Annotated in this window: 3 protein-coding genes; all 3 read right to left on the bottom strand. The window is 38.4% G+C overall.

All coding sequences use genetic code 11. The features are described 5' to 3' along the window. Positions 1–316 precede the first annotated feature (316 nt). Genes JFU23_RS27910 through JFU23_RS27900 form a run of 3 tightly spaced genes read right to left on the bottom strand, consistent with a single transcriptional unit; the run spans position 317 to position 26,225 of the window. Entirely contained in the window at positions 317–15,199 is a 14,883-nt protein-coding gene (locus JFU23_RS27910; protein WP_201033286.1) for a non-ribosomal peptide synthetase, read from the bottom strand. After that, positions 15,196–21,666, bottom strand: a complete 6,471-nt coding sequence (locus tag JFU23_RS27905) for a non-ribosomal peptide synthetase (RefSeq protein ID WP_201033285.1) — start codon at positions 21,664–21,666, stop codon at positions 15,196–15,198. The genes JFU23_RS27910 and JFU23_RS27905 overlap by 4 nt, the downstream gene beginning before the upstream one ends. A gap of 2 nt (positions 21,667–21,668) precedes the next feature. Then, positions 21,669–26,225, bottom strand: a complete 4,557-nt coding sequence (locus tag JFU23_RS27900; RefSeq protein ID WP_201033284.1) for a non-ribosomal peptide synthetase — start codon at positions 26,223–26,225, stop codon at positions 21,669–21,671. Between the last annotated feature and the right edge of the window lies 1 nt (position 26,226).

Below are 26,226 nucleotides of genomic sequence, written 5' to 3'. Positions count from 1 at the left end.
CTTCATATATGAACGTTACAGAAATTCAAATTAACTTTATTAAATTGCATATACAATAGAAAAGGTGCATATTTACATATCAATGAAAATATGCACCTTTCCTCAGTAATATCATCAGGCATTCGCTTCTATTACAAAGATTTCAGAGTATTTACATCATACTATGGGTAACTCATAAAGATTTCTATGTCTCTACCAAGTAATTTTTGCATTATCCCCTTTAAAAATAATGCTCTTAATATATTATTATTCCCTACACTTGATATGCAGGTATTAGGCTGCCTTTTCGTTCATAGCGTTACATCTTTTGTGCTCTCTACTTTTCCGTTAATGAAAGGGCTGTTCTTTTTATTCCTTCAAATTCATTTAATAGATACTTAGCTATCTTTTCAACTGCGGGGAAGTCTACTATTTCTTCATGCGATCCAGGGACAGAATACTTATTTACTCTTCCTTTTAATAAAGGTCCCCAATCTGTAAACAACTCTTTTCCTTCCTCAGCACTAAAGTAGAGAACTTCTCCAGAGTATGGTATTAAATCATGCTCTACCATTATGTTCAGGCATTTCCTATGAGCATTGATAACTTGCTTCAAATTGATAAGATCTGCATCAGGCGGGATTACTCCTTCCATAATTAATCGCTCTACAAGCATATCTTGTTCATGGACGAGGTCTTCCCCCTGCTCAGTAAGATCTCTAGGAATGAAATGCTCATATATATATGAGAGCATATCCTCTCTTGTTTTATAATCCTGCTCTGAAGGTACTTTTGTATCCATTAGTACCAACAACTCAACTTCCTCACCTTGATTCCTTAGTACAGTTGCGATTTTATAAGCAATTGCACCGCCTAAAGACCATCCTCCAAGACGATATGGACCTTCTGGCTGAACACATTTTATTTCTTCGATGTAAAATTGAATTACTTCCGGCAAGGTCAACTCGTCAATTTCTTTCTTTTCTATAAGAGGATTCTGTAAACCATAAAATGAACAATGGTTCTTAAGTAATCTTGCCAGTTGAATGTAACAGAATACATTCCCCATAAACGGATGAATGCAGAAGAAAGGTCTTTTTTCTGATTCTTGTAGTGGAACCAGCGCTGATACTGATTTCGTCATATCATGCTTATCACGAATAAGGCATGCGATTCCTTCCACTGTTGGATTCTTAATCAATGTAGACACCTTAATCTCTTTTCCAAACTTCTCCCTAATTTTTGAAACTAATTTAATTACAAGGAGAGAGTGTCCTCCTCTATTAAAGAAATCATCATTTACATAGACATCTTCTATCTGTAACACATCCTGCCAGATTTTAATCAACTGATATTCAATTTCATCCCTTGGAATGATTGATGTAGAGAAGTTATTTTCTCTTTGAATAGTTAAATTGTTCAATGCTTTTCGATCAACTTTTCCATTCGTTGTAAGAGGAATCTCGTCTACCTTAATAAAGTGTGCGGGAACCATATAATTCGGTACTTGTGTCTTGAGATATTCACGCCAATCATGCATACTTCCATCTCCAACTACATAAGCAATCAATCTCTGCTCTCCTAATTTATCTTCTGTTACCAAAACTACCGCTTCTTTTACCAATGGATGCCTCTCTAGATTCGCTTCAATCTCTTCAAGTTCAATACGAAAGCCCCTAATTTTCACTTGATTATCAATTCTTCTCAAGTAATCTAAATTACCATCGGGTAAATAACGAACCAAATCTCCCGTACGATATAAACGCTCTTCTTCATTAAATGGATGACGGATGAATCGCTCTGCTGTTAATTCTGGGTGATTCAAGTATCCTCTCGCTATACCTGCACCACCAATATATAGCTCACCTGTTACACCAACTGGAACAGGTAACAAATTTTTATCCAATACATAAGTTTGAACGTTCGGCAACGGACGTCCAATTGTAACTCTCTTACTATCTGTTTGAATATGATAACACGTTGCATCAACCGTACATTCTGTAGGACCGTATACGTTATAAAAATCAATTTTTTCGGTCTCTACTAGCTGTTCCCATAATGACGGCATGATCGCTTCACCACCGACTAATATCTTACTTGGTACATGAACATCAGCACTTATTTCTAGCAATCCTCCATCTATAAGTAATTGAAGTAATGAAGGTGTCATATCAAACATTTCCAATTTATTCTCCCTAATATAGGACACAAATTGTTCCGAATTAGTGCGAACTTCACTTGGGATAATATATAAACTTGAACCATAAAGCAACATTTGTAATTGCTGAATAGATACATCAAAGGCAATTGACGCATTCAAACCGACGCGCATATTACTAGGTATTTCATGTGAGAAAACTTCTTTTTGTAAACCATATGATAGGTTTATTACAGAATGGTGCTGTACTAAAGCCCCCTTTGGATTCCCTGTCGAACCAGAAGTATAGATAACATACGCTAAGTTTTCCCCTGTTACCTCACATATTGGTGAAAGTTTGCTTTCTTGAGAAAGCATTGCTTGGTCCCTATCTAGGCAAATTGTCTTGATTTCTTTAGGTATCCATCCTAGTAATACCTCATTCGTAACTAACACTTTAATTCTTGTGTCTTCTAAAATATATTGCAGGCGGCTTTCCGGATTCGATGGATCCAATGGAACATAGGCTGCTCCGGCCTTCCAAATTCCCATAAGACCAACAACCATCTCAACTGATCGATCAAAGCAGAGGCCAACTAATGACTCTGTCCCAATTCCATATTTCTGTAAATGATGGGCTAATTGATTAGCTCTTTCATTCAGCTCTCGATACGTTAGTTGCTGTTTTTCATCTACCACTGCCAACGCGTCAGGTGTACGATTTACTTGCTCTTCGAATAGTTGATGAATTACATTCTCACGTGGATAGGATATAGCGTTATTATTCCATTCTTCCAATAGCTTTCTTTGTTCAGCTTCCGTAATATATACTAGCTCCGATAGATTTTGATCAATGTTTTTGAGCATTTGCATTAACACTTGGTGTAAATGACCCAGCATTCGTTCAATGGTTACTCTATTAAACTTACTACGGTCATACATTAACTTTAATGATAACTGGATTCCTGGAACTACAGCAAACCCTAATGGGTAGTGGGTTTGTTCTACTCCTTCCAATTCACCAATTTCCAGATTTTCTGAAGACTCTTCTTTCACTGGATAATTTTCAAACACATATAAACTATTGAACAGCGGTGTTCCTCTAGGAACTTCACTCCACCCCTGAATCTCTGTCAAAGAAGCATACTCATATTGTCTTCTTTCTATCTCTTCCTCTTGTATCTTCTGCAACCAATCCATTACTTTTATATCATCCATCAATTGAATTCGCGTCGGTGACGTTGTAATAAAAGGACCTACAATGTTTTCAACATCAATAATCTCCGTAGAACGCCCTGAGCTTGTTACACCAAAGACAATGTCATTTTCTCCACTATATCGGCTCATGAGATATGCCCATGCACCTTGAATTACTGTACTCAAAGTAAGTTTATTGCGTTTCGCCCATCCTTGTAACGCTTGAGTCTGCTCTTCTGATAAATACGTAACCTTCTCTGTGTAACCTTTTTCTTCCTCTTTACTTTCTAAGCCCAGCAAAGTTGGTGCAGTAAAACCTTTTAGCTTCTCTCTCCAGAATTGTTCCGCCTGCTCCTTATCTTGCTCTCTTAACCATTGGATATATTTCTTATATGGTGAGGACTTAGGTAACTTCACAGCTTCTCCATTCATTCTCTTCTGATAAACTGTAAGTAATTCATTAAAGACCAATGGTAAACTCCATCCATCCAGTAAAATATGGTGATGCGTCCAAACAATCCGATATTCTTCCTCACCTTCTTGAATGACTGTTACCCGCATCAATGGTGCTTCATCAAATTGGAAGGCTTGTTTTCGATCTAATGCCAAAAAGACTTTTCTTTTTTCCTCTATCTCTTCACTTGTCATTGTACGCCAGTCTTCTTTGTTCACTTTAAATGGGATATTTTCATACACCACTTGTACAGGTTCTTCAATTTCGTCCCATACAAATGCTGTACGAAAAATTTCATGCCGCTGAATTACAGATTTCCACGCCTGCTCAAAAGTAGGAATATCCATTTTCCCTTGAATCATAAAACTCAATTGCACTATATACGGTGCAACATGTTCATCCCCTTGGTCATGCAATGTGTGGAAAATCATACCTTCTTGCAAAGGTGATAGTGGATATAAATCAGTAATCTGATTGTTCTTTCCGCGATGCATTTTGTTTAGTACATTTGTCAAACCTTCTTGGCTAAGATTAGCCATTGCAAAATCCGAAATGGTCAATGCAGATTCTCTATCTGAAGATCGAATCAATCTACTCAGTTGATATAGCATATTCTGTGCAATACTTTGAATCGTTGATTTGGCAAATTGTCCAACATTGTATACCCAAGTGAACTGAAGTTTTCCATCCGTTACAACCCCAATTACATCAATTACATGCGATCGCTTGGAACCGGCAGCATGATCTAAACGCTTAAATTCGTTCTCCGGAATAAACATTGCATCGCTAGAAAACATTTGGTCAAATTGTCCAAGATAGTTAAAACTAATAGACGGTGTATATTGGGAGCTTAATTGCTCACACATTGTTGCGTTCATGTAACGCAACACCCCATAATCAACACCCTTATTAGGAATTTTGCGAACTTGTTCTTTAACTGCTTTTAATGCTGCAATTGGCGTATTAGCACTAGTAATATTTAAATGAACTGGGTAAATACTTGTAAACCATCCCACGGTTCTCGATAAATCAACATCTTCAATAATCTCTTCTCGGCCATGTCCCTCTAAATCTACGCTCAATATCGGCTGCCCCGTACATGCTGCCGTAGCTTGTACCAATGCTGCTAATAATACTTCATTGATTTGGACACGGTGAGTGCTTAAAGTCTCTTGCAATAACATACGGGTCTCATTCTCATTTAACACCACAGTAATTTCCTCAGTTACTGCGCTTACTGGATTACTTATAGTACCATCTACCGGCAGTATAACTACGTCTTGTTCAGACTGCTGCTCCCAGTAATGTAGCACTTCTTTTGATATTCCAGTTTCAGCGTAATGATGTAATTTCTCCGACCATTCTTTAAAAGATGTACTCTTCATAGGTAATTGAATTTTCTGCCCTTGGACTGCTTGCGTATACGCTGTTTGCAAATCTTCCAATAAAATTCGCCAAGAAACACCATCCACGGCTAAGTGATGAATTGTCCAAAATAATCGGCCAGTCTTCTCACCTTCATCAAAATACACCATTCTCATTAAAGGACCATCATGTAAATTCAATCTTTCTTGTGCAATATTAATCTCTTTTTGAATAACTTCATGCCAATCCACTTCCGGCACTTCGTCTAATGAAATGACAGTCAGCATCAATTGTTCTTCTATTCCTTCATTCCATTGTTTCCAAGCCCCATCAGGTAAACGTTCATATCTTAAACGCAGGGCATCATGATGAAGTAGAAGGTTACTCACTGCCTTTTCCAGTGATCCTATGTCCAATTTCTCTTTCGCTCTAAAGAACATGGATTGATTCCAATGATGTGGGTTAGGGTGATTTTGTGCAAAAAACCTTTGCTGAATAGGTGTAAGTATCGTCTCTCCAGTTATAATTCCCTGTTCAGCTTGTACACCTTGTTCTTCTTTGACTACTTGCGCCAACTCAGCAATCGTTTGGTGTTCAAATAGTTGTTTTGGTGTCAACTGTAAACCAGCTTGCTTCGCGCGAGAGACAATTTGAATGCTAAGAATTGAATCTCCACCAATTTCAAAAAAGTTATCATAAATACCAATACGTTTTGAACCCAGCACACGTTCCCAAATGATAGAAAGCTTATGTTCACGTTCATTTCTTGGGGCCGCGTAGCCTTCTTGTATTCCTTGATAATCTGGTATAGGCAACGATTTCCGATCAACCTTTCCATTTATGGTTAGCGGTAATTCTTTCATTTCGACAAAGTAGGAAGGTATCATATGGATTGGTAGTTTTGTTTTAAGATACTCTCGCCATTCTTCTAAACTGCCTTCGCCCACTACATAAGCTACTAACCTCTTATCCCCCGACTGATTTTCCCTAACTATTACAACTGCCTCTTTTACCAAGTCATGCTCCTGTAAAGTCGACTCAATCTCCCCAAGTTCGATTCGAAATCCTCTAATCTTCACTTGATTATCCATTCTTCCTAAGTAGTCTATATTTCCGTCAGAAAGATATCTCACAAGATCGCCTGTTCTATATAACCTCTCGCCTTCTTTGAATGGATGAGAAATAAATCGTTTGGATGTTAACTCTGGTCGATTCAAGTATCCCCTTGCTAGACCTGCTCCTCCGATATAAAGTTCACCCATCACACCAACTGGAACTGGCAACCAATTTCTATCCAATACATAAGTTTGAACGTTAGGCAACGGACGCCCAATCGTTACTCTCTTACTATCTTTTTTGATATGATAGCATGTTGCATCAACCGTACATTCTGTAGGACCATATACATTATAAAACTCAATTTTATCAGTCTCTACTAGCTGTTCCCATAATGACGGCATAATCGCTTCACCACCAACCAATACCTTACTTGGAACATGAACGTCATCGTACGTTTCTAACAATCCGACATCTATAAGTAATTGAAGCAATGAAGGTGTTATATCAAAGATTTCTAACTTGTTCTCCCTAATATAAGCTACAAACTGCTCCGGATCACTTCGTACTTCATTCGGAATAATATACAAACTTGAACCATACAACAGCATTTGTAATTGCTGAATAGATGCATCAAAGGCAATTGACGCATTTAAACCGACATGCATGTTAGATGGTATCTCATGTTTGAAAACCTCTTTTTGTAAACCATGCGACAAGTTTATTACAGAATGATGCTGTATCAAGACACCCTTTGGATTCCCCGTCGATCCCGAAGTATAAATAACATATGCTAAATTTTCTCCTATTACTTCACATTTTGGTGAAAGAATGCTTTCTTGTGAAATCATTGCTTGATCTCTATCTAGACAAACTATCTTGACCTCTTTAGGTATCCAGCCTTCTAATGACTCGTTCGTAACTAATACTTGAATTCCAGTGTCCTCCAAAATATATCGTAGGCGACTTTCTGGATATGATGGGTCCAATGGAACATATGCTGCTCCAGCCTTCCAAATCCCCAAAATACCAACAATCATCTCAACTGAACGCTCAAAGCAAAGTCCAACCAATGATTCATTCCCAATCCCGCATTGCTGAAGATAGTGGGCCAATTGATTAGCTTTTTCATTGAGCTCTCGATACGTTAACTGCTGGTTTTCATCTACCACTGCCACCGCGTCAGGTGTACGATTTACTTGCTCTTCAAACAGCTGATGAATCGTACTTTCCTGTGGATATGCTACAGCATCATTATTCCACTCTTCCAACTGTTTTTGCTGTAATCCTGATAATATAGGCAACTTAGCTAATGATTTATCAGGATTCTCCACGATTACATTCAACCAGTTTCCAAAATGTTCGGCCATAGATTCAATAGTTAAGCTGTCAAATAAATCAGTCCTATAAACAAAAGTAAGTAATAAACCCTCTTCCACTTCTGCAGCAGTTAAACTTAAATCAAACTTAGCGATTGGAGCGTTACTTTCCATTACTTCTATATTTCTTCCATGTAGTTCTGGTAGCTCTTGTCCCGTATTTTGCAAAGTAAACATGGTTTGGAAAATCGGAGAATGGCTTGTATTTCGTTCAGGTTGGATAACCTCTACAATTTTCTCAAACGGAACATCTTGATACTCATACGCCTTCAATGCTTTTATCCGCACTTGAGACAACAACTCTTGAAATGCCGGTGCATTACTTAAATCAGCTCGATAAACCAAGGTGTTGACAAAGAAACCAATTAGCCCCTCAATTTCTCGATAATTTCGATTTGCAATTGGGCTGCCAACAATAATATCCGTTTGTCCCGTATAACGAGCAAGGAAACTTTGATACGATGCCAATAAGGTCATGAAAAGTGTGGCCCCTTCTTGACGACTTAGTTCGTTTAATTTATCCATTAATGAGCGTGACAACAAAACATTATGAGTTAATCCATGGTGGGTTTGCACTGGCGGACGCGGACGATCCATTGGCAACATTAAGACTGGTAACTCACCAGATAATTCTTCCTTCCAATATGCAAGCTGTTGATATAGTACTTCATCTTTCAACCATTCTCTTTGCCACTGCGCAAAATCGGCATATTGAACTGGTAGTGGTTCCAGCTCTGCTTGTTTTTCACCAATCGCATTCTCATAAAATGCCATCCATTCTTGAAGCAAGATTTCCATCGACCATCCATCCGATATAATATGATGCATATTACACAGAAGAACCCATTCTTCTTCTGAAATTCTTATGAGTTTCCCACGGAACAATGGTCCTTGTTCTAAATCAAATGGAGATTCGACTTCAGTTTGAATCCATTGCTCCAACTTTCTTTCTCTCTCCTCTAATGAAAGCTTAGTTAAGTCCATTTGCAGAAGCGGACGGAAAATATACGGTTGAATCTGCTGCACAGGATGGCCATCCTCTTCATAAAATACAGTCCGCAAAGATTCATGACGCTCTATCAACTGATTCCATCCCAACTCCAATGCCTCAGGTAACCAATTTCCTGTAAGGCGGCATGCCATTGGCATATTATAAAGTGCACTATTAGGTGCAAATTGATCAATAAACCATAAGCGCTGTTGGGCATAAGATAGTGGAATATTATTTCCTCGTTCCATCGGCACCAATGGTGGAATTTCTCGTTTTTCGCTCCCCTTACGTAACTGATCCATTCGTTTCGATAATGCCTCGACCGTTGAATATTCGAACAGTTCACGTACTGGCAATTTGATTTGAAAGACTTCCTGTAAGCGTGAGACCACTTGTGTAGCAAGTAGAGAGTGACCACCAAGCTCAAAGAAAGAATCCTGAACACCCATGTCTCCTATTCCTAGCACCTGACTCCACACTGAAGCGATAAGTTCTTCCAGCGGAGTTCGTGGGTAGACAGTATTTTCGGCGGATTGTTCACTAAGTATAGGCAATGCCTTCAAATCAAGTTTTCCATTCGGTGTAAGTGGTAAAAATTCCATCTCAATAAAGTTTGTTGGAACCATGTAATTAGGTAAATGTGTTTGTAGATATTCTCGCCATTCATGGACACTTCCTTCACCAACTACATAAGCTACTAATCTCTTATCACCTTGATTATCCTCTCGTACCAATACAACTGCTTCTTTCACAGAAGAATGCGCCTGCAAAACAGCTTCTATTTCTCCCAATTCAATCCGGAAACCACGAATTTTCACTTGGTCATCTATACGTCCATGGAACTGGAGATTACCATCAGAAAGATAACTTGCTTTGTCTCCTGTGCAATAGAGACGTTCTCCTGACTTGAAAGGATGTGGAATAAATTTTTCCTTTATAAGATCCGGACGATTAGCATATCCACGTGCAAGACTCTTCCCTCCAATATAGAGATCTCCAATTACACCAATTGGTACTAGCTGAAGATGAGAATCTAACACATAAACTTCTGTATTCGCAATCGGTCGACCAATCGATGGCGTACCTGTTGTCACTCCTACAGGTACATAACAATCTGTGGTAACGACTGTATTTTCCGATGGACCATACTGATTAATTACCGCAAAAGGAATATCGTTAGATGGATACTGCGTTAATTGATCCCCGCCGGTAATGATAAAACGAAGATCCGTTTTACCTGGCCAAGATAATTTCAAGAGTCTTTCCAGAATAGGCGTAGGTGCAAAACTAGCTGTGATTCGTGAATCAATGAGCCAGTCCCTTAGTGCTTCTGGATTAATTCTCAGTTCCTCTGTTGACAAGTAGAGTGCTGCACCAGCAGTTAGATACGGCCAAATCTCCTGGACAGCCGAATCAAAAGCAATCCCCGCAATCTGAGTCGCACGATCCTCTGCTGAAATACGATAAACTTCTTGATGCCAAGAAACCATATTCATGAATGAGCGATATTCAACCATGACACCCTTTGGTTTTCCTGTAGAACCAGAGGTATAGACAATATAGGCTAAGTTCTCTGGATTTATCTGACGTGTAGGTGCGATTACGCTTTCCACCGTTAATTCTTCTAACCTCACCATTTCGACGTGTGCGAAATGGCCTTCTTGTCCTTCCGCCGTCACTACAAATTGAATTCCTGCATCTTCAATCATGTATTCTAACCTTGATTTTGGATACAACGGATCTAAAACAACATAAGCTCCACCAGCTTTTAATATGCCTAGTAAACTTGCCATGAGCTCAGCTGACCTCGGAAGATAAACTCCCACGACTGACTCTGGAGCTACTCCCTTTCGCTGTAAAACATTTGCCAACTGATTTGCTTGTGTATCCAGTTCACTATAAGTCCACTGTTTTGTTTGATCAACTACCGCAATCGCATCAGGACGCCTTGCTACTTGCTCCTCAAATCTGTCGCAAATAAGACCCTGATGGGACATTTCCATTACAGTGTCATTCCATGTTTCTAATAACAAAGTACGCTCGGGTTCCGATAGCATGCTCAGGTCATGCAACGGATTTTGTGGGCAATGAGAAACTTCATGTAGCCATTTCTCAAAGTGTCCTGCCATCCGTTCAATAGTAGTAGCATTGAATAAATCCTTATTGTACTCAAAAGTAAAAAGTAATCCCTCTTCCGTCTCAGCTGCCATTACACTTAAATCAAACTTTGCAATTGGACTATGACTTTCTATCATTTCAATACTTCTACTAGATAACACCGGAAACTCTTGTTTCATATTTTGCAAGATGAACATAGTCTGGAAGATTGGCGAATGACTTGTACTTCGCTCTGGTTGCACAACTTCTACAATTTTTTCAAAAGGGATATCTTGATATTCATACGCCTTCAATGCCTTTTGACGAACCTGATACAGTACATCTTGAAATGTCGGTCTACCACTCAAATTAGCTCGATAAACCAGCGTGTTAACGAAGAAACCAATTAGTCCTTCAATTTCTCTATAATTCCGATTCGCAATTGGACTTCCGACCAGAATATCTTCTTGTCCCGTATAACGAGATAGAAAACTTTGATATGCAGCCAACAGCGTCATGAAGAGTGTAGCCCCTTCTTTTCGACTAAGTTCATTCAATTTATCATGTAGCATGCTTGGCAAAACCAGAGTGTATGTCGACCCGTGATGAGTTTGTATTACGGGACGCGGGCAATCCGTAGGAAGTTGGAGTACAGGAAGCTCCCCAGACAATTCTTCCCTCCAATATTGGAGTTGTTGATCAAGCACTTCCTCCTTCAGCCATCCTTTTTGCCACTGAGCGAAGTCGGCATATTGAACCGGTAATGGTTCAATTTCTGCTACCTTTCCATCAGTTGCTTTCTCATAGAATGCCATCCATTCTTCAAGTAGGACTCCCATTGACCATCCATCTGAAATGATATGATGTAAAGTACAAAGGAGAATCCATTCTTCCTCTCCCACGTGCAAAAAACTTGCCCTGATTAATGGACCCTCTGTTAAATCAAATGGCACTTCTGTTTCTTGTTGAATTAAACGTTTAACTTCTTCTTCTCGGTCTTCAGAAGAAAGCATAGTTAAATCCGTTTTCGGAATTGATTGAAAAGCATACGGTTCAATTTGCTGTACGGGTTGACCGTTCACTTCGTCAAAGACCGTCCGCAGTGATTCATGACGTTCTATTAGTTGATTCCATCCCGTTTCCAATGCTTCAAGTAGCCAATTCCCTGTAAGGCGACATACCATTGGCATATTGTAAAGAGCACTATTAGGTGTAAATTGATCAATAAACCATAAGCGTTGTTGGGCATAAGATAGTGGAATAGTTTCTCCTCGTTCCATCGGTATTAGTGGCGGAATCTCTCGTTTTCTATCTCCTTTACGTAACTGATCTAATCGCTTTGCCAGTGACTCCACCGTTGTATATTCAAATAGTTCACGTACTGGTAATTCGATTTGAAAGATTTCCTGTAAACGTGACACTACTTGAGTAGCTAGTAGTGAGTGACCACCGATTTCAAAAAAGGAATCCTGAACACTAATATTTTTTATACCTAACACTTGGCTCCAAACGGAAACGATGAGCTCCTCCACTGGTGTTCGTGATGAAGTAATATCTTCACTTATGAACTGTTCTTCTAATTCCAGTAAGGCTTTCCGATTCACTTTACCATTTGGGGTGAGTGGCATACCTTCAATTTGGAAAAAGTATGCCGGAACCATATAATGTGGCAATTGCTTCTTGAGATATTCACGCCACTCTCCAGTATCTCCTTCACCCACTACATAAGCTACTAACTGCTTATCTCCTGGTCGATCTTCCCTCACCAACACGACTGCCTCTTTTACAGATGAGTGATCATGTAAAGCTGCTTCAATTTCTCCCAATTCAATTCGGAATCCTCTAATTTTGACTTGGTTATCTATTCTTCCAATATATTCTAAGTTACGATCATTCATATATCTCACCAGGTCACCCGTTCGATATAATCGTTCCCCGTCCTTAAAGGGATGCGGAATAAAACGTTCAGTAGTTAAATCTGGTCGATTGAAGTAGCCACGTGCCAATCCTACTCCTCCAAGGTAAAGTTCCCCTGCCACACCAATAGGGACCACTTGTTGATATTGATCTAACACATACAACTCTGTATTATCAATCGGACGACCAATCGGAATAAGCATTGGTTCTTTTTCTAAATCACAATCATAATAAGTCACATCCACAGTCGCTTCAGTAGGACCATACAAGTTAATTAACTTTGTTTGCTGAACATTGTAAAAGATCCCCTTAAACCGGCGAACCTGCTCAGTGTTTAACGCTTCTCCACTAGTAAAAACTTGAATTAAAGACGATACATCCCTTTTCGAATTATATAGTTCCATATAATCTAAGAAAGTAGATAACATCGACGGAACAAAGTGCATGGTGGACACACGATATCGTTCAATATACTCCTCAATCACCGCAGGATCTTTCTCTCCTCCTGGTGGAAGCAAACAAACACGTGCTCCTACAAATGACCACCAAAATAATTCCCAGACAGAAACATCAAACGAAAACGGTGTCTTTTGTAGGATTGTATCCTCCTCGGACAATGGATATTTTTTCTGCATCCACTGTAGGCGGTTTATAACGGAATGATGTTCAATCATTACCCCCTTTGGATTTCCCGTCGAACCCGAAGTGTATATGATATAGGCTAAGTTATTTGCTGTTACTCCACTCACTGGAGCTAAATTACTCTCTTTAGAAATCATTACTCGATCCCGCTCTAAACAAATTACTTGAATATCTTTAGGTAACCAGTCCTGTAGTGCCTCTTTTGTTAACAGCACTTGAATTTGTGAATTCTCCAAAATGTATCTCAGGCGGTTTTCGGGATAACTTGGGTCCAGTGGGACATAAGCCCCACCTGCTTTCAAAATCCCAAAGAGACCGATAATCATATCAGGAGAACGTTCAATACATATACCGACCAATGATTCAGGTCCGATACCTCGTTTCTGTAGAAAATGTGCCAATTGGTTCGATTTTTCATTGAGTTCTTGATACGTTAGCTTTCCACCCTCATAAACTACCGCCACTGCATCAGGTGTCCGTGCAACTTGCTGCTCAAATAGCTCATGAATCATACAATCATGACCATAAACTACGTCCGTATCATTCCATTCTTCTAGGAGTTGTTTCTGCTCAGTGTCCGATAACATTGACAGCTTTGTATATGATTCATCTGGATGATACGTGATTTCATTTAGCCAGTTCTCAAAATGGCCTGCCATACGTGCAATGGTACTACTATCAAATAAATCCGTGTTGTATTCAAATGAGACAAATAGACCTTCTTCCACTTCATAGGCAGTTAAGCTCAAATCAAATTTAGCAATAGACATATTACTTTCTACCATTTCAATACTTCTACCAGGCAAATCTAGTCGTTCTTGTTTTATATTCTGTAGCGTAAACATGGTCTGAAAGATAGGGGAATGACTCATGCTTCGTTCAGGTTGCACAGCTTCTACCACTTTTTCAAATGGTATATCTTGATATTCGTAAGCTTTTAACGCCTTTTTCTTTGTTTGGTTCAAAATCTCCCGAAAAGTAGAGGTACCACTCAAATCTGATCGGTAAACCAACGTATTAACAAAGAAACCAATTAATCCTTCTACTCCCTTATGGTTCCGATTCGCAATCGGACTACCGACTAGAATATCTTTTTGTCCCGTATAACGAGCAAGAAAGCTCTGGTATGCGGCCATTAAAGTCATAAATAAAGTAGATCCTTCTTGTCGACTTATATCCTTCAATTGACTGAGCAATTTATAAGGAAAAATCACATGATGCGTAGCCCCAGAGTAAGTCTGCTTAACCGGTCGAGGTCGATCCACTGGCAGTTGTAAGATAGGAAGCTCACCAGACAATTCTTCCTGCCAATACGTAAGCTGACGATTTAGCACATCACCTTGCAACCACTCCTTTTGCCACTTCGCAAAGTCTGCATATTGAATAGATAATGAACTTAATTTAGCAGGATTTCCACACGTTTCTTCTTCATAGAAAGCAAGTAATTCATTCATGAATATACCAATGGACCAAGCATCAGAAATAATATGGTGCATCGTACACAGTAATAACCATTCATCCTTCTCTAATTGAACAAGCTGATTACGAATTAAAGGACCATTCATTAAATCAAATGGTTCTTGCGCTTCTCTCGCAATTAAACTATCTACCTCTTTTTCTTTTACTTCTAGAGGAAGTTGAGAGTAATCTCTTACAGGTAATGCTTTAGGAAGGAATTCGACAATTTGTTGCACAGGTTGTTCTCCTACTTCTTTAAAAACAGTTCGTAATGATTCATGACGTTCAATGAGTCGATTGAATCCCTTTTCTAATGCTTCGGGTATCCAATTTCCTTTTAGATGCCATACCGTTGGAATATTATATAAAGAACTGTTCGGATTAAATCTGTCCATAAACCACAAACGTTGTTGTGCATAAGACAACGGGAGTGCTTCTTTATTCTCCTTTTTTTGCATTTGCTTCTGAAGCCATGCTCTCTTCTCAGGAGAAAGTGAACTCAGCTTTGCAAGTAAATCACTTCTCATTTTTTTACCCCTTCCTCAATCAAATTACTCTCGAATATCCCTTGTGCTTCTTCCTCTGATAGCTCTTCTAATTGCTTAAGCAGTTCTAGTAATTCTTCATCATTACTCACTTCTGCTTCTTTTTGAATATAGTCTTGAAGACTTACATTCTCCTTACTATCATTCTGCATTTCTTGATTTTTGTTATCGAGCAATTGATCAATCTGTTCTGCCAATTGCTGCACCGTATGAAACATAAATAAATCATGCAATGGTATCTCGATTCCAAAAGCCTCTTTAAGATTGGAAACAGCTTGCGTAGCAAGTAGTGAATGGCCACCAATTTCAAAAAACGAATCCTGAATTCCGATGTTTTCCATACCTAAAACTTCATGCCATATCGAAACGATTGTTTTTTCCGTAGACGTACGAGGAGCAATATAACCACTTGCTATCTCCTGTCTCTCTGGTGCTGGTAAGGCCTTCCTATCAATTTTCCCATTAGGAGTAAGTGGAAATGCATTTAATCCAACAAAATAGGCTGGAATCATATAATTTGGTAGTTGATCCTTGAGATAATCACGCCACTTTTGAGCATCTCCGTCCCCTACAACATAAGCAATCAAACGTGGATCGCCAGGATAATCTTCCCGCACCATCACAATAGCTTCGTTAACTAATGTATGCTTTTGTAATGCCGCTTCAATTTCTCCTAATTCAATCCGGAACCCACGAATTTTCACCTGATAATCAATTCGTCCAACATACTCCAAATTTCCATCCGGCAAATACCTTACTAGATCTCCAGTCCGGTATACTCGCTCGCCTTCTTTAAACGGATGCGGTATAAATCGATTTTTCGTTAAGTCAGGGCGTTTTAAATATCCACGTGCTAACCCTGATCCACCAATGTACAGCTCACCAACTACACCAATTGGGACCATTTTTTGTTCAGCACTCAGTACATATACTTCTGTATTGAAGATTGGTTTACCAATTGGTGGTACCCTATGCATGACACCCTTTTCTAATTCCATATACGTGGAATACGTAGTATCTTCGGACGGTCCATATAAGTTGTACACCTTCTCAATCGTACTTCTCTCGTATAAATCTTGAACAAGTGGATATGGTAACGGTTCTCCAGCCAAATTCATTACCTTTACTGAAGAAGGAATTGTTTTTGCTCGAACCAGTTCCTTTGCTGCCGATGGCACAGTATTAACCAAAGTCACACCTTTGGTAGACAACTTGTCTAGATGTAGAGCATTTTCAGCGACAATCACCTTACCACCCATCGTTAAGGGAACAAATACTTCAAAAACGGATAAATCAAAAGATAGTGAAGTTGAAGCTAATACTCCCGCTAATTCCTTTCGGGAATACGTTTGATGCGCCCAATGAATCATTGTTACTGTATTCCTGTGCTCAATCATTACTCCCTTTGGATTTCCAGTGGAACCTGAAGTATAGATAATATAAGCTAAGTTATCGCCCGTCACTTCACTCGTACATACCGTAGTTACTTCTTGTTCTATTTCTACTCGATTACGATCAATACAAATGACGTTGACGAATTTAGGTATAACCATTTTTTGTTGTAACTTTTCCTGTGTCACCAGTACCTTTATTTGAGCATCTTCTAAAATGTACTGCAGTCGACTTTTCGGATACGCTGGATCAATGGGGACATATGCTCCTCCAGCCTTCATAATTCCTAAGAGACCGACAATCATCGCGGATGAACGTGTAACGCAAATCCCAACTAATGATTCGCATGTTACACCATTTTTTTGTAAATAATGTGCCAACTGATTCGAGCGTTCGTCCAACTCTCGATATGTTAGTTTTTCATCTTCGCACACTACTGCAATTGCTTCTGGTGTTTTTTCCACTTGTTCTTCAAACATTGTATGAATCGTGCCTTCTTGTATATCTATAACAGCTGATTCATTCCATTCCTCTAGTAGTTGCCTATATTCTACTTTCGATAACATATTCAATTCTGATAGTAAACATTTTGGATAAGAGGCAATTTGATTTAGCCAATGTTCAAAATGACTTACCATACGTTCAATGGTTGTATCATTAAACAAATCAGTATTATATTCAAAGGTTAGTGATAATCCTTCTTCCGTCTCAGAAGCAAATAAACTCAAATCAAACTTTGCAACAGAAACATGGCTTTCCATGAGTTCCATTTGTCTTTCAGATAGCTGAAGAAACTCTTGTTTCGTATTCTGTAAAGTAAACATGGTTTGGAATATTGGTGAATGACTTGTATTCCGTTCCGGCTTTACAGATTCTACCACTTTCTCAAATGGGATGTCCTGATACTCGTATGCTTTTAGTGCTTTTTTTCTTACCTGCGACAAAAGTTCTTGGAACGTCGGATTTTCGCTGAAATCAGCTCGATAAACCAACGTATTTGCAAAGAAACCTATTAATCCCTCAATCTCTTTCACATTTCGATTAGCGATCGGGCTTCCAACCAAGATGTCGTCCTGTCCTGTATAACGAGAAAGGAAGCTTTGATACGCTGCCATCAATGTCATAAATAAAGTGCATCCTTCTTGCAGACTTAAATCTTTGAGCTTTTCCTGTAGGGAATTCGCCACTATTAAAGACTGACTTGCACCACGATGGGTTTGAACTGCAGGTCTAGGACGATCCATCGGTAATTGTAAAACCGGTAGTTCCCCAGACAATTCTTCCTTCCAATATTGAAGGTGCTGATTCAAATTCTCTTCTTTTTGCAATTCCTTCTGCCATATGACAAAGTCTGCATATTGGATAGATAACTCCTTCAATTCCGCCGGTTTGCCGTTTAATGCTCCTTCATAAAAAGCCATCCATTCTTCAAGTAAGATTCCCATTGACCATCCATCTGAAATAATATGATGCATCGTACAAATAAGAATCCATTCTTCCCTGTCCACTTTCAATATTCGTGTTCGAATCAGATGACCCTGTCCAAAATGAAATGGTTCCTCAACTTCGTTTTGAATGAGCCGTTTCATTTCTCTTTCCCTATCTTCCAAAGAGAGATTTGTTAGATTCGTTTGAGGGATATGTCTGAATACATGAGATTGAACCCGTTGAAAAGGTTCACCCTCTTGTTCTAGAATTATCGTCCGTAATGATTCATGACGCTCCAACAATTGATTCCATCCGGCCTCCAATGCTTCAATTGACCATTTACCTGTTAAGCGACACGCTGCATGAATATTGTACATAGCACTATTTGGCATTAATTGATCAATAAACCATAGACGTTTCTGCGCATAGGAAAGTGGAATAGCTTCTTCTCGTTTCATAGGTACAAGGGGGGCAACCTCTCGTTTTTTATCTTCTTTTCGTAACTGATCTAATCGTTTCGCCAATGCTGCCACTGTATCGTGCTTGAAAAGTTCACGTAATGGGATTTTGATTTGGAACAATTCTTGCAATCGAGAGACGATTTGAGTAGCAAGTAGTGAGTGCCCACCCCGTTCAAAGAAGGAATCTTGAATACCAATATTTTCTGTCCCTAACACTTGACCCCAAACCGAGGCAATAAGCTCTTCCGATGGCGTCCGAGGTAGAACATTTAAATCTCCAATAGCTTGCTCATCAGGTTCTGGCAAGGCCTTTCGGTCAATTTTCCCATTCGGAGTAAGCGGGAAGTGTTCTAACTCTACAAAGTGCGCTGGAATCATATGATTCGGTAATTGGTTTTGTAAATACTCTCTCCACTCTTGGGTATTTCCATCGCTTATTACATATGCAACCAATCGTTGATCACCTGGACGATCTTCTCTAACTAATACAACAGCCTCTTTAATAAACGAACATTTTTCTAAAGTCGCTTCAATTTCTCCTAATTCAATCCTAAAACCACGCATTTTGACTTGATGGTCCATTCGACCTATAAATTCTATATTTCCATCAGTTAGATATCTTACTGAATCTCCTGTTCGATATAGTCGTTCCCCAAATCGGAATGGATGCGAAACGAATTTTTCAGCAGTAAGATTCGGACGATTTAAGTATCCACGTGCTAAACCAGCACCACCAATATATAGCTCACCCTCAATTCCTATTGATTGCAGGCGTTGATTTTGGTCTAATACATATAATTGCGTGTTCTGTATTGGCTGCCCAATAGAAACAAATTCTTGATTGGGCTGAATATCAAATGCATTCACATAAATAGTGGCTTCAGTTGGTCCATAAAAGTTGGTTAATTTCACTTGTCCACTATAATTCCATTTCTGCTGAAATCGTCTAACTAACCCTGAACTTAGTTCTTCCCCACCAGAAAATACATGGCGTACGGACGAACAATTCATGTTCAATTCAATACGATTGAAGTAATCTAAGAAAACAGATAACATCGAAGGTACAAATTGAACTATAGTAACCTGATGTTTTTTAATCACTTCAGCTATAATAGAAGGATCTTTTTCTCCACCTGGAGGTAGGAAAGATACACTTGCACCAACGTGAATACCCCAAAACAACTCCCAAACAGAGACATCAAATGAGAATGGCGTTTTCTGCAAGACCACATCCTTTTCAGAAAGTGGATATTTATGTTGCATCCATTCTAGATAATTGATTACTGAATGATGCTCAATCATTACTCCCTTTGGATTCCCTGTAGATCCTGAAGTATACATAACATACGCTAAACTTTCTCCTGTTACACCACTTATACATGGGGTTGATTTTTCTTTTTCAATTGCAGTGTAATCTTTATTCATACAAATCGTTTCAATATTTTCAGATACAAACGAATTTTTAGAATTCTCTTCCGTCACTAGTACTTCGATTCCAGCATCCTCTAATATATATCGAAGCCGACTCTCTGGATAAGTAGGGTCAAGTGGAACATAAGCTGCTCCTGATTTTAAAATCCCTAATAACGCTATCATCATTTGTAATGAACGTTCCATATATACCCCAACTAGAGACTCTGGGCCTACACCATGCTTTTGTAAATAATGAGCTAGTTGATTCGCACGCTTCTCTAACTCTTTATAGGTAATTTGTTCATTTTCGTAAATAGCCGCGATTGCTTCCGGTGTTTTTTTTACTTGCTCCTCAAATATCGTATGAATCATGCCTTCAGCCGAATAATTTACTTGAGTATGATTCCATTCCTCTAGTAACAGTATCTGTTCTTCCGCTGTTAAATGAGTAATTTCAAAGAGTTTTGAATCTAGGCTCTTCGTCATCTGAATTAGTATTTGCAATAAGTGATTCTGAATCCGATTTATTGTTTCTTCATTAAAATAGCTTCGATCATACATCAACTTTAAAGTAATTTTCTTACCGGGCATTACAATGAGCGTTAAAGGATAATTTGTTTGTTCCGCGCTTTTAACATCTATTAATCTTAAATCATCATTTCTCTCACCTTGAATTGGATAATTTTCAAACACATACAAGGTATGAAATAAGGAGCTATTTCGCGGAACCTCACTCCATCCTTGAATATCTATCAACGAATTATACTCATATTGTCTTCGTTCCATTTCTTTCATCTGTATTTTACGAAGCCAATCTACTACTGATGTATTATCCGTTAATCGAATTCTAGTAGGTAATGTGTTAATAAATAGGCCTACCATATTCTCTGCTCCCATTAAATCCGTAGGACGTCCAGAACTAGTTACGCCAAATACGATGTCACTTTCACCGCTATACCTACTCATCAAATAAGCCCATGCACCTTGTACTAACGTATTCAACGTTAATCGACTATTTCGTACCCACTCTTGTAAATTCTCAGTAAGTTCCTCAGATACTTGATAAACACACTCTCCATAGCCCTTCTCTTGTCCTTGATCCTTTCTTTCCATTGCTAATGGAGTAGGTGCATAGAACCCTTTTAATTCTTCTTTCCAAAATTCCTCTGCTTGAATTTGATCTTGTTTATTTATCCACTGGATATATTTTTTATAAGGAAGAGATTTAGGAAGATTCAATAATTCTCCCCTTATCATCTTGAGATAAACTTCCATCACTTCACTAAAGACCAATGACACACTCCATCCATCTAGCAAAATATGATGATGTGTCCAAATAATTCTCGTTTCCTCTTTTGCCTCTTTAATCGCAGTGACTCTCATCAATGGTGCTTCATCCAATAAAAATCCTTTTCTACGATCTGCATTTAAAAACTGTTGTAATTTCTTCGCCCTTTCCTTGTGTGAATGGGCGCTCCAATCCTCTTGATGAATAGTAAAAGGAAGACGTTGGTAAACCGCTTGTAGTGGTTTTTCTACTTCCTCCCACACAAATACTGAACGTAAAACCTCATGTCGATGAATAACATATTCCCAGGCCTTTTCAAAAGTAGCAACATCCAATTGCCCCCCGAGCAAGAAACCTACTTGTACAATATAAGAAAAAGAATGTTCATCATCTTGATCGTATAAAGTATGAAACAGTATTCCTTTTTGCAATGGTGATAAACCATATATATCAATAATGTCTCCCATTTTTACACCCTCTTCTTTTTTAATTTAAGTAATACTTTGCTCAAGCTTTCTTCCGTAAGATCCTCTGCATCAGCAAAATCTGATACCGTAAAAGCAGACTCTGTTGTTGGTTTGTTTATAAGTTGACGAAGATGCCTCAACATACCATCTGCTATCAATTGAATTTTTAATTTAGAAAACTGTTCTCTACTATACATCCAAACAAAATGTAACTTTTCATCTTTCACCATTCCGATAACATCAATTAGATGAGATGGTTTGGAATCTGGAGCATGATTTAAAAATGTAAATCCTGTCTCTTGCATAAACAAAGATTCCCTTGAAAAAACCTGATCAAATTGGCCCAAATAGTTAAAGCTTATTGAAGGCTTTTGCTGATAAAACGGAAGTAATCCTTTATTCAAGTAACGTAAAATACCATAGTCAACTCCGCGATTCGGAATTCGACGCAATTGTTCTTTGACAGCCTTTAACCCTTCAATAGGTGTTTGAGTTCCTTGAAAATTGAGATGAACGGGATAAATACTCGTGAACCAGCCCACTGTCCTTGATAAATCAATACCTTCAATTACCTCTTCTCTTCCATGTCCTTCTAGATGAATAGAAACCGTTTGCTGATTTGTACAATCGACGATAGCTTGTCCTAATGCCGTTAATAGTACCTCATCAATCCTTGTCTTATGAGTGACTGGAACTTCGTGTAACAATTCGTGTGTTTCTTCTATTCCTAAAGTCCTCGTCACTTGATCAATCGATTCTTCTGTTGTTTCTTGTATTGGATAGTCCATTGGAATTTTCATCGTTTCTTTTTCTATTTGTTCATTCCAATAATCGTATACTTCTTTTGAAATACCCGAATCACTGTATGTCTGGAGTCGTTCAGACCACTCTTTAAAAGATGTACTTTTTGCAGGTAAACTAACTTCTTGATCTTGTTTCATCTGGTTATATACCGCCTGTAAATCTTCCAATAGAATCCTCCATGATACTCCATCTACTACTAAATGATGAATCCCCCAGAATAGCAGATCATTCCCAGTCAATGTGTCCTCAAAATAAACTACTCTCATTAACGGACCAGTAACTAAATTGAAACTAGCTTGATTAATGTTCATCTCTTCTTGTATTATTTTATTCCACTCTTTTCCATTGACTCTGTTCCGTTTTACAACATGGAGTACTGACAGCTCATCAGTCCCTTCATTTCTCTGCCTCCACGTTCCATTTGGTAACTGTTCGTACCGGAAACGTAAAGCATCATGATGCTTTAGTAAGTTTAAGATCGCTCCTTCTAGTAACTTCACGTCCAATCTCTCTTTTACTCTTAAAAGCATCGATTGATTCCAATGCTCCGGACGTGAATGTTCTTGCTCGAAGAACCAGTACTGAATTGGAGTGAGTGGTACATCTCCTGTTACAATTCCCTGCTCCGCTTGTACTCCCTGCGTTTCTATAGCCACTTTTGCCAGCTCAGCAATAGTTGGGCATTCAAACATTTGCTTTGGAGTAAGTTTTAACCCCACTTGACTTGCTTGAGATATGATTTGAATACTGAGAATCGAGTCACCACCAATTTCAAAGAAATTATCATAGATTCCCACCTTTTTAACACCTAACACTTGCTTCCAGATGGTAGCCAGTATCTGTTCGTTACTATTCCGAGGGGCAACAGCTTCATTTTTAATCTGCTTTTCCTCCGGCACAGGTAAGGCCTCACGATCAACTTTACCGTTAGCTGTAAGTGGAATAGCTTCCATCGCCACAAATCCCGAAGGAACCATATAACTTGGTAGTTTCGCTTTAAGATACTCTCTCCACGCACCTACATTTCCATCTCCTACAACATATGCTACTAATCGTTTATCGCCCGGTTGATCTTCTCTTACAATTACAACTGCCTCTTTTATAGATGCATATGCATTTAAAGTAGACTCAATCTCCCCAATCTCAATTCGGAAACCACGTATTTTAACCTGATGATCAATTCTTCCACGATAATCCAGATTCCCATCCGGCAAATACCTCGCTAAGTCTCCTGTCCGGTATAATCTTGCTTTCGAATCACTACTAAATGGATGAGATATAAAGCGCTCTGCTGTTAATTCAGGTCTATTTAAATACCCACGTGCAAGCCCTGCCCCGCCAATATAAAGCTCACCATCTACACCTATAGGAACAGGTTGTTGATAAGCGTCTAGTATATACACTTCTAAATCTGGAATTCGTTTTCCGATATTACTTCTTGAAGCATGCTGCACATCATCTAGAGTAATTGGATAATATGTAACATGAACTGTAGTTTCTGTAATTCCATACATATTAATTAACTGTGGTTTTTTCTCCCCAGACCTTTGAAACCACGGTAACAAGCTAATAGGTTCTAACGCTTCTCCGCCAAATACCACATAACGCAGCTGCAAGTTTTTATTCTTATCTTCTTGTTCACACACTCGTATTAATTGTCGAAATGCGGAAGGTGTCTGATTTAGAACTGTGACTTCTTCCTCCACCAATAATTTATAAAAATCCTTAGGTGATCGACTAATCCAGTACGGAACAACAACTAATTTTCCACCATATAATAATGCTCCCCAAATTTCCCATACTGAGAAATCAAATGCATAAGAATGAAAAAGCGTCCAAGTATCTTTTTCATTAAACTGATACCAACAATCCGTCGATTTAAATAACCGAATGACATTGTGATGCTCTATCATAACGCCCTTTGGATTCCCCGTTGATCCCGAAGTATAGATCACGTATGCTAGATTTTGGGAACTGACATCAGAAACCGGCAAAATCTTACTTTCTTTCCCAATCTCATCTTGATCACGATCCAGGCAAATCGACTCAACATTTTCTGGTAACCATTTCAATTCTTTTAAACTTTCTTGCGTTACGAATAACTGAATGCTAGCATCTTCTAAAATATATTGAAGTCGCTGCTCTGGATATGCTGGATCAAGTGGAACATAAGCCCCACCAGCCTTCAAAATCCCTAAAATACCTACAATCATTTCGAGGGAACGTTCAACGCACAGTCCAACTAAAGTATCAGGTCTTACTCCCTTTTTCTGCAAATAATGAGCTAACTGATTTGCACGTTCATTAAGCTCCCTATAAGTAACTTTTTCTTTTCCATACGTAACTGCAATATCGCTTGGATAGTTCAACGCTTGCTGTTCGAACAATTCATGAATAGTTACTTGAGATGGGAAATCCAGCTTAGGATTGTTGAACTCAACTAAACTTTTTCTTTTATCTTCATCAGAAATGATTTCGATTTCAGCTACCTTCTGCTTTGGTTTTTCAAAAATGTTTTCCATTATCGCTAACATCACGTTAGAAAACCGTTTTATCTCTTCCTTAGAAAATAGCTCCTCACGATAATCAATATGTACATGTAAAGAGTCAATATCAATTAGATTTTCAATATGCACTGCAAAATCTTGTACCTCTTCATGGTTTGGAATCCATAGTGAGTCACCACTTTCATCACGATCCCTATAATCAATCGTAGTTCCGAAAAGTCTCACATTACTGTTATTCTCTTTATTAATCTGCTTTAATAACAAATCAAATGGATATTTCTGGTGTCTTAATGATTTACTTTGTTTTCTGGACACCCTACTAATAAATGAAAGTACTTCTTCTTCTGGATCAATATCCATTCTTAAAGGAACTGTACTCACCATCATTCCAATCAATTTTCGTTCCATTTTATTCATACGGTTGCCGTAAGCCATTCCTAAACCAATATCAAGCGATGAGGTCCACCGATACATGGACAACGAGAAAGCAGCAACAAAAAGGGTGTATAAACTAATTTTGTAATCTTCAGAAAAATTTTCTATCTTTCTCTTCAAATGCTCCGTTAATATAAACGTCTCACGTGATGCTTTGGTACTAACTTGGTACGTATTATAGGGCTTCAATCCGGTCACAGATGGCAGTGTTTTAAATTCCTCTAACCAGAATTTTTGATCTTTTTGAAAGCGACTACTATTCAAGTATGTTTGTTCATTGGTCAGAAATTGAACATATGAATTTTTAATTTCGCCTTCCTCATTCTCGTTATGCATTTCATAATAATATTTTGCAATCTGCTCAGTAAATATTTGAATTGATAAACCATCCATAATAATATGATGAACATTTCCAAAGACTGCACATTCATTATCGTTTAATTTTATTAAAGCGAAATAGTATAAATTCGAATTAAATAATGTAAACGTTTCTTTTGTTTTCTGCTCAATCCATTCCTCAAGCAAATTTGTATTCTCCACATTACTGAAATCAAAAAACTCAAATTCTTGTTCTTCATGTTTAATAAAATATTGTTTCGGTTCCTGATGCCCATTTTCTTTTAACCTAATACACAGACCGTCATTTTCACTGATAACACGATTCACAACCTGGTTTAATTTTGAATAATTCATTTTTCGATGAAGTTTAAATAAGAATCTTAAATTACATATTCCTTTATCAGAATGAATAACTTCTGTATACCATATTCTTCGCTGCGGATGGCTTAATGGATAACATTCCTCATTGGTCATA

Source organism: Bacillus sp. TH50 (assembly GCF_016650565.1).
Taxonomy (GTDB): domain Bacteria; phylum Bacillota; class Bacilli; order Bacillales; family Bacillaceae_G; genus Bacillus_A; species Bacillus_A mycoides.
Note: the sequence above shows the minus strand (reverse complement) of the source record. Positions and strands in the feature narration are given on the sequence as shown.

Excerpts from the sequence above, each read along its gene's own strand:
- JFU23_RS27905 (WP_201033285.1), bottom strand. The coding sequence starts at position 21,666 with ATGGGAGACATTATTGATATATATGGTTTATCACCATTGCAAAAAGGA.
- JFU23_RS27900 (WP_201033284.1), bottom strand. The coding sequence starts at position 26,225 with ATGACCAATGAGGAATGTTATCCATTAAGCCATCCGCAGCGAAGAATA.
- JFU23_RS27910 (WP_201033286.1), bottom strand. The coding sequence starts at position 15,199 with ATGAGAAGTGATTTACTTGCAAAGCTGAGTTCACTTTCTCCTGAGAAG.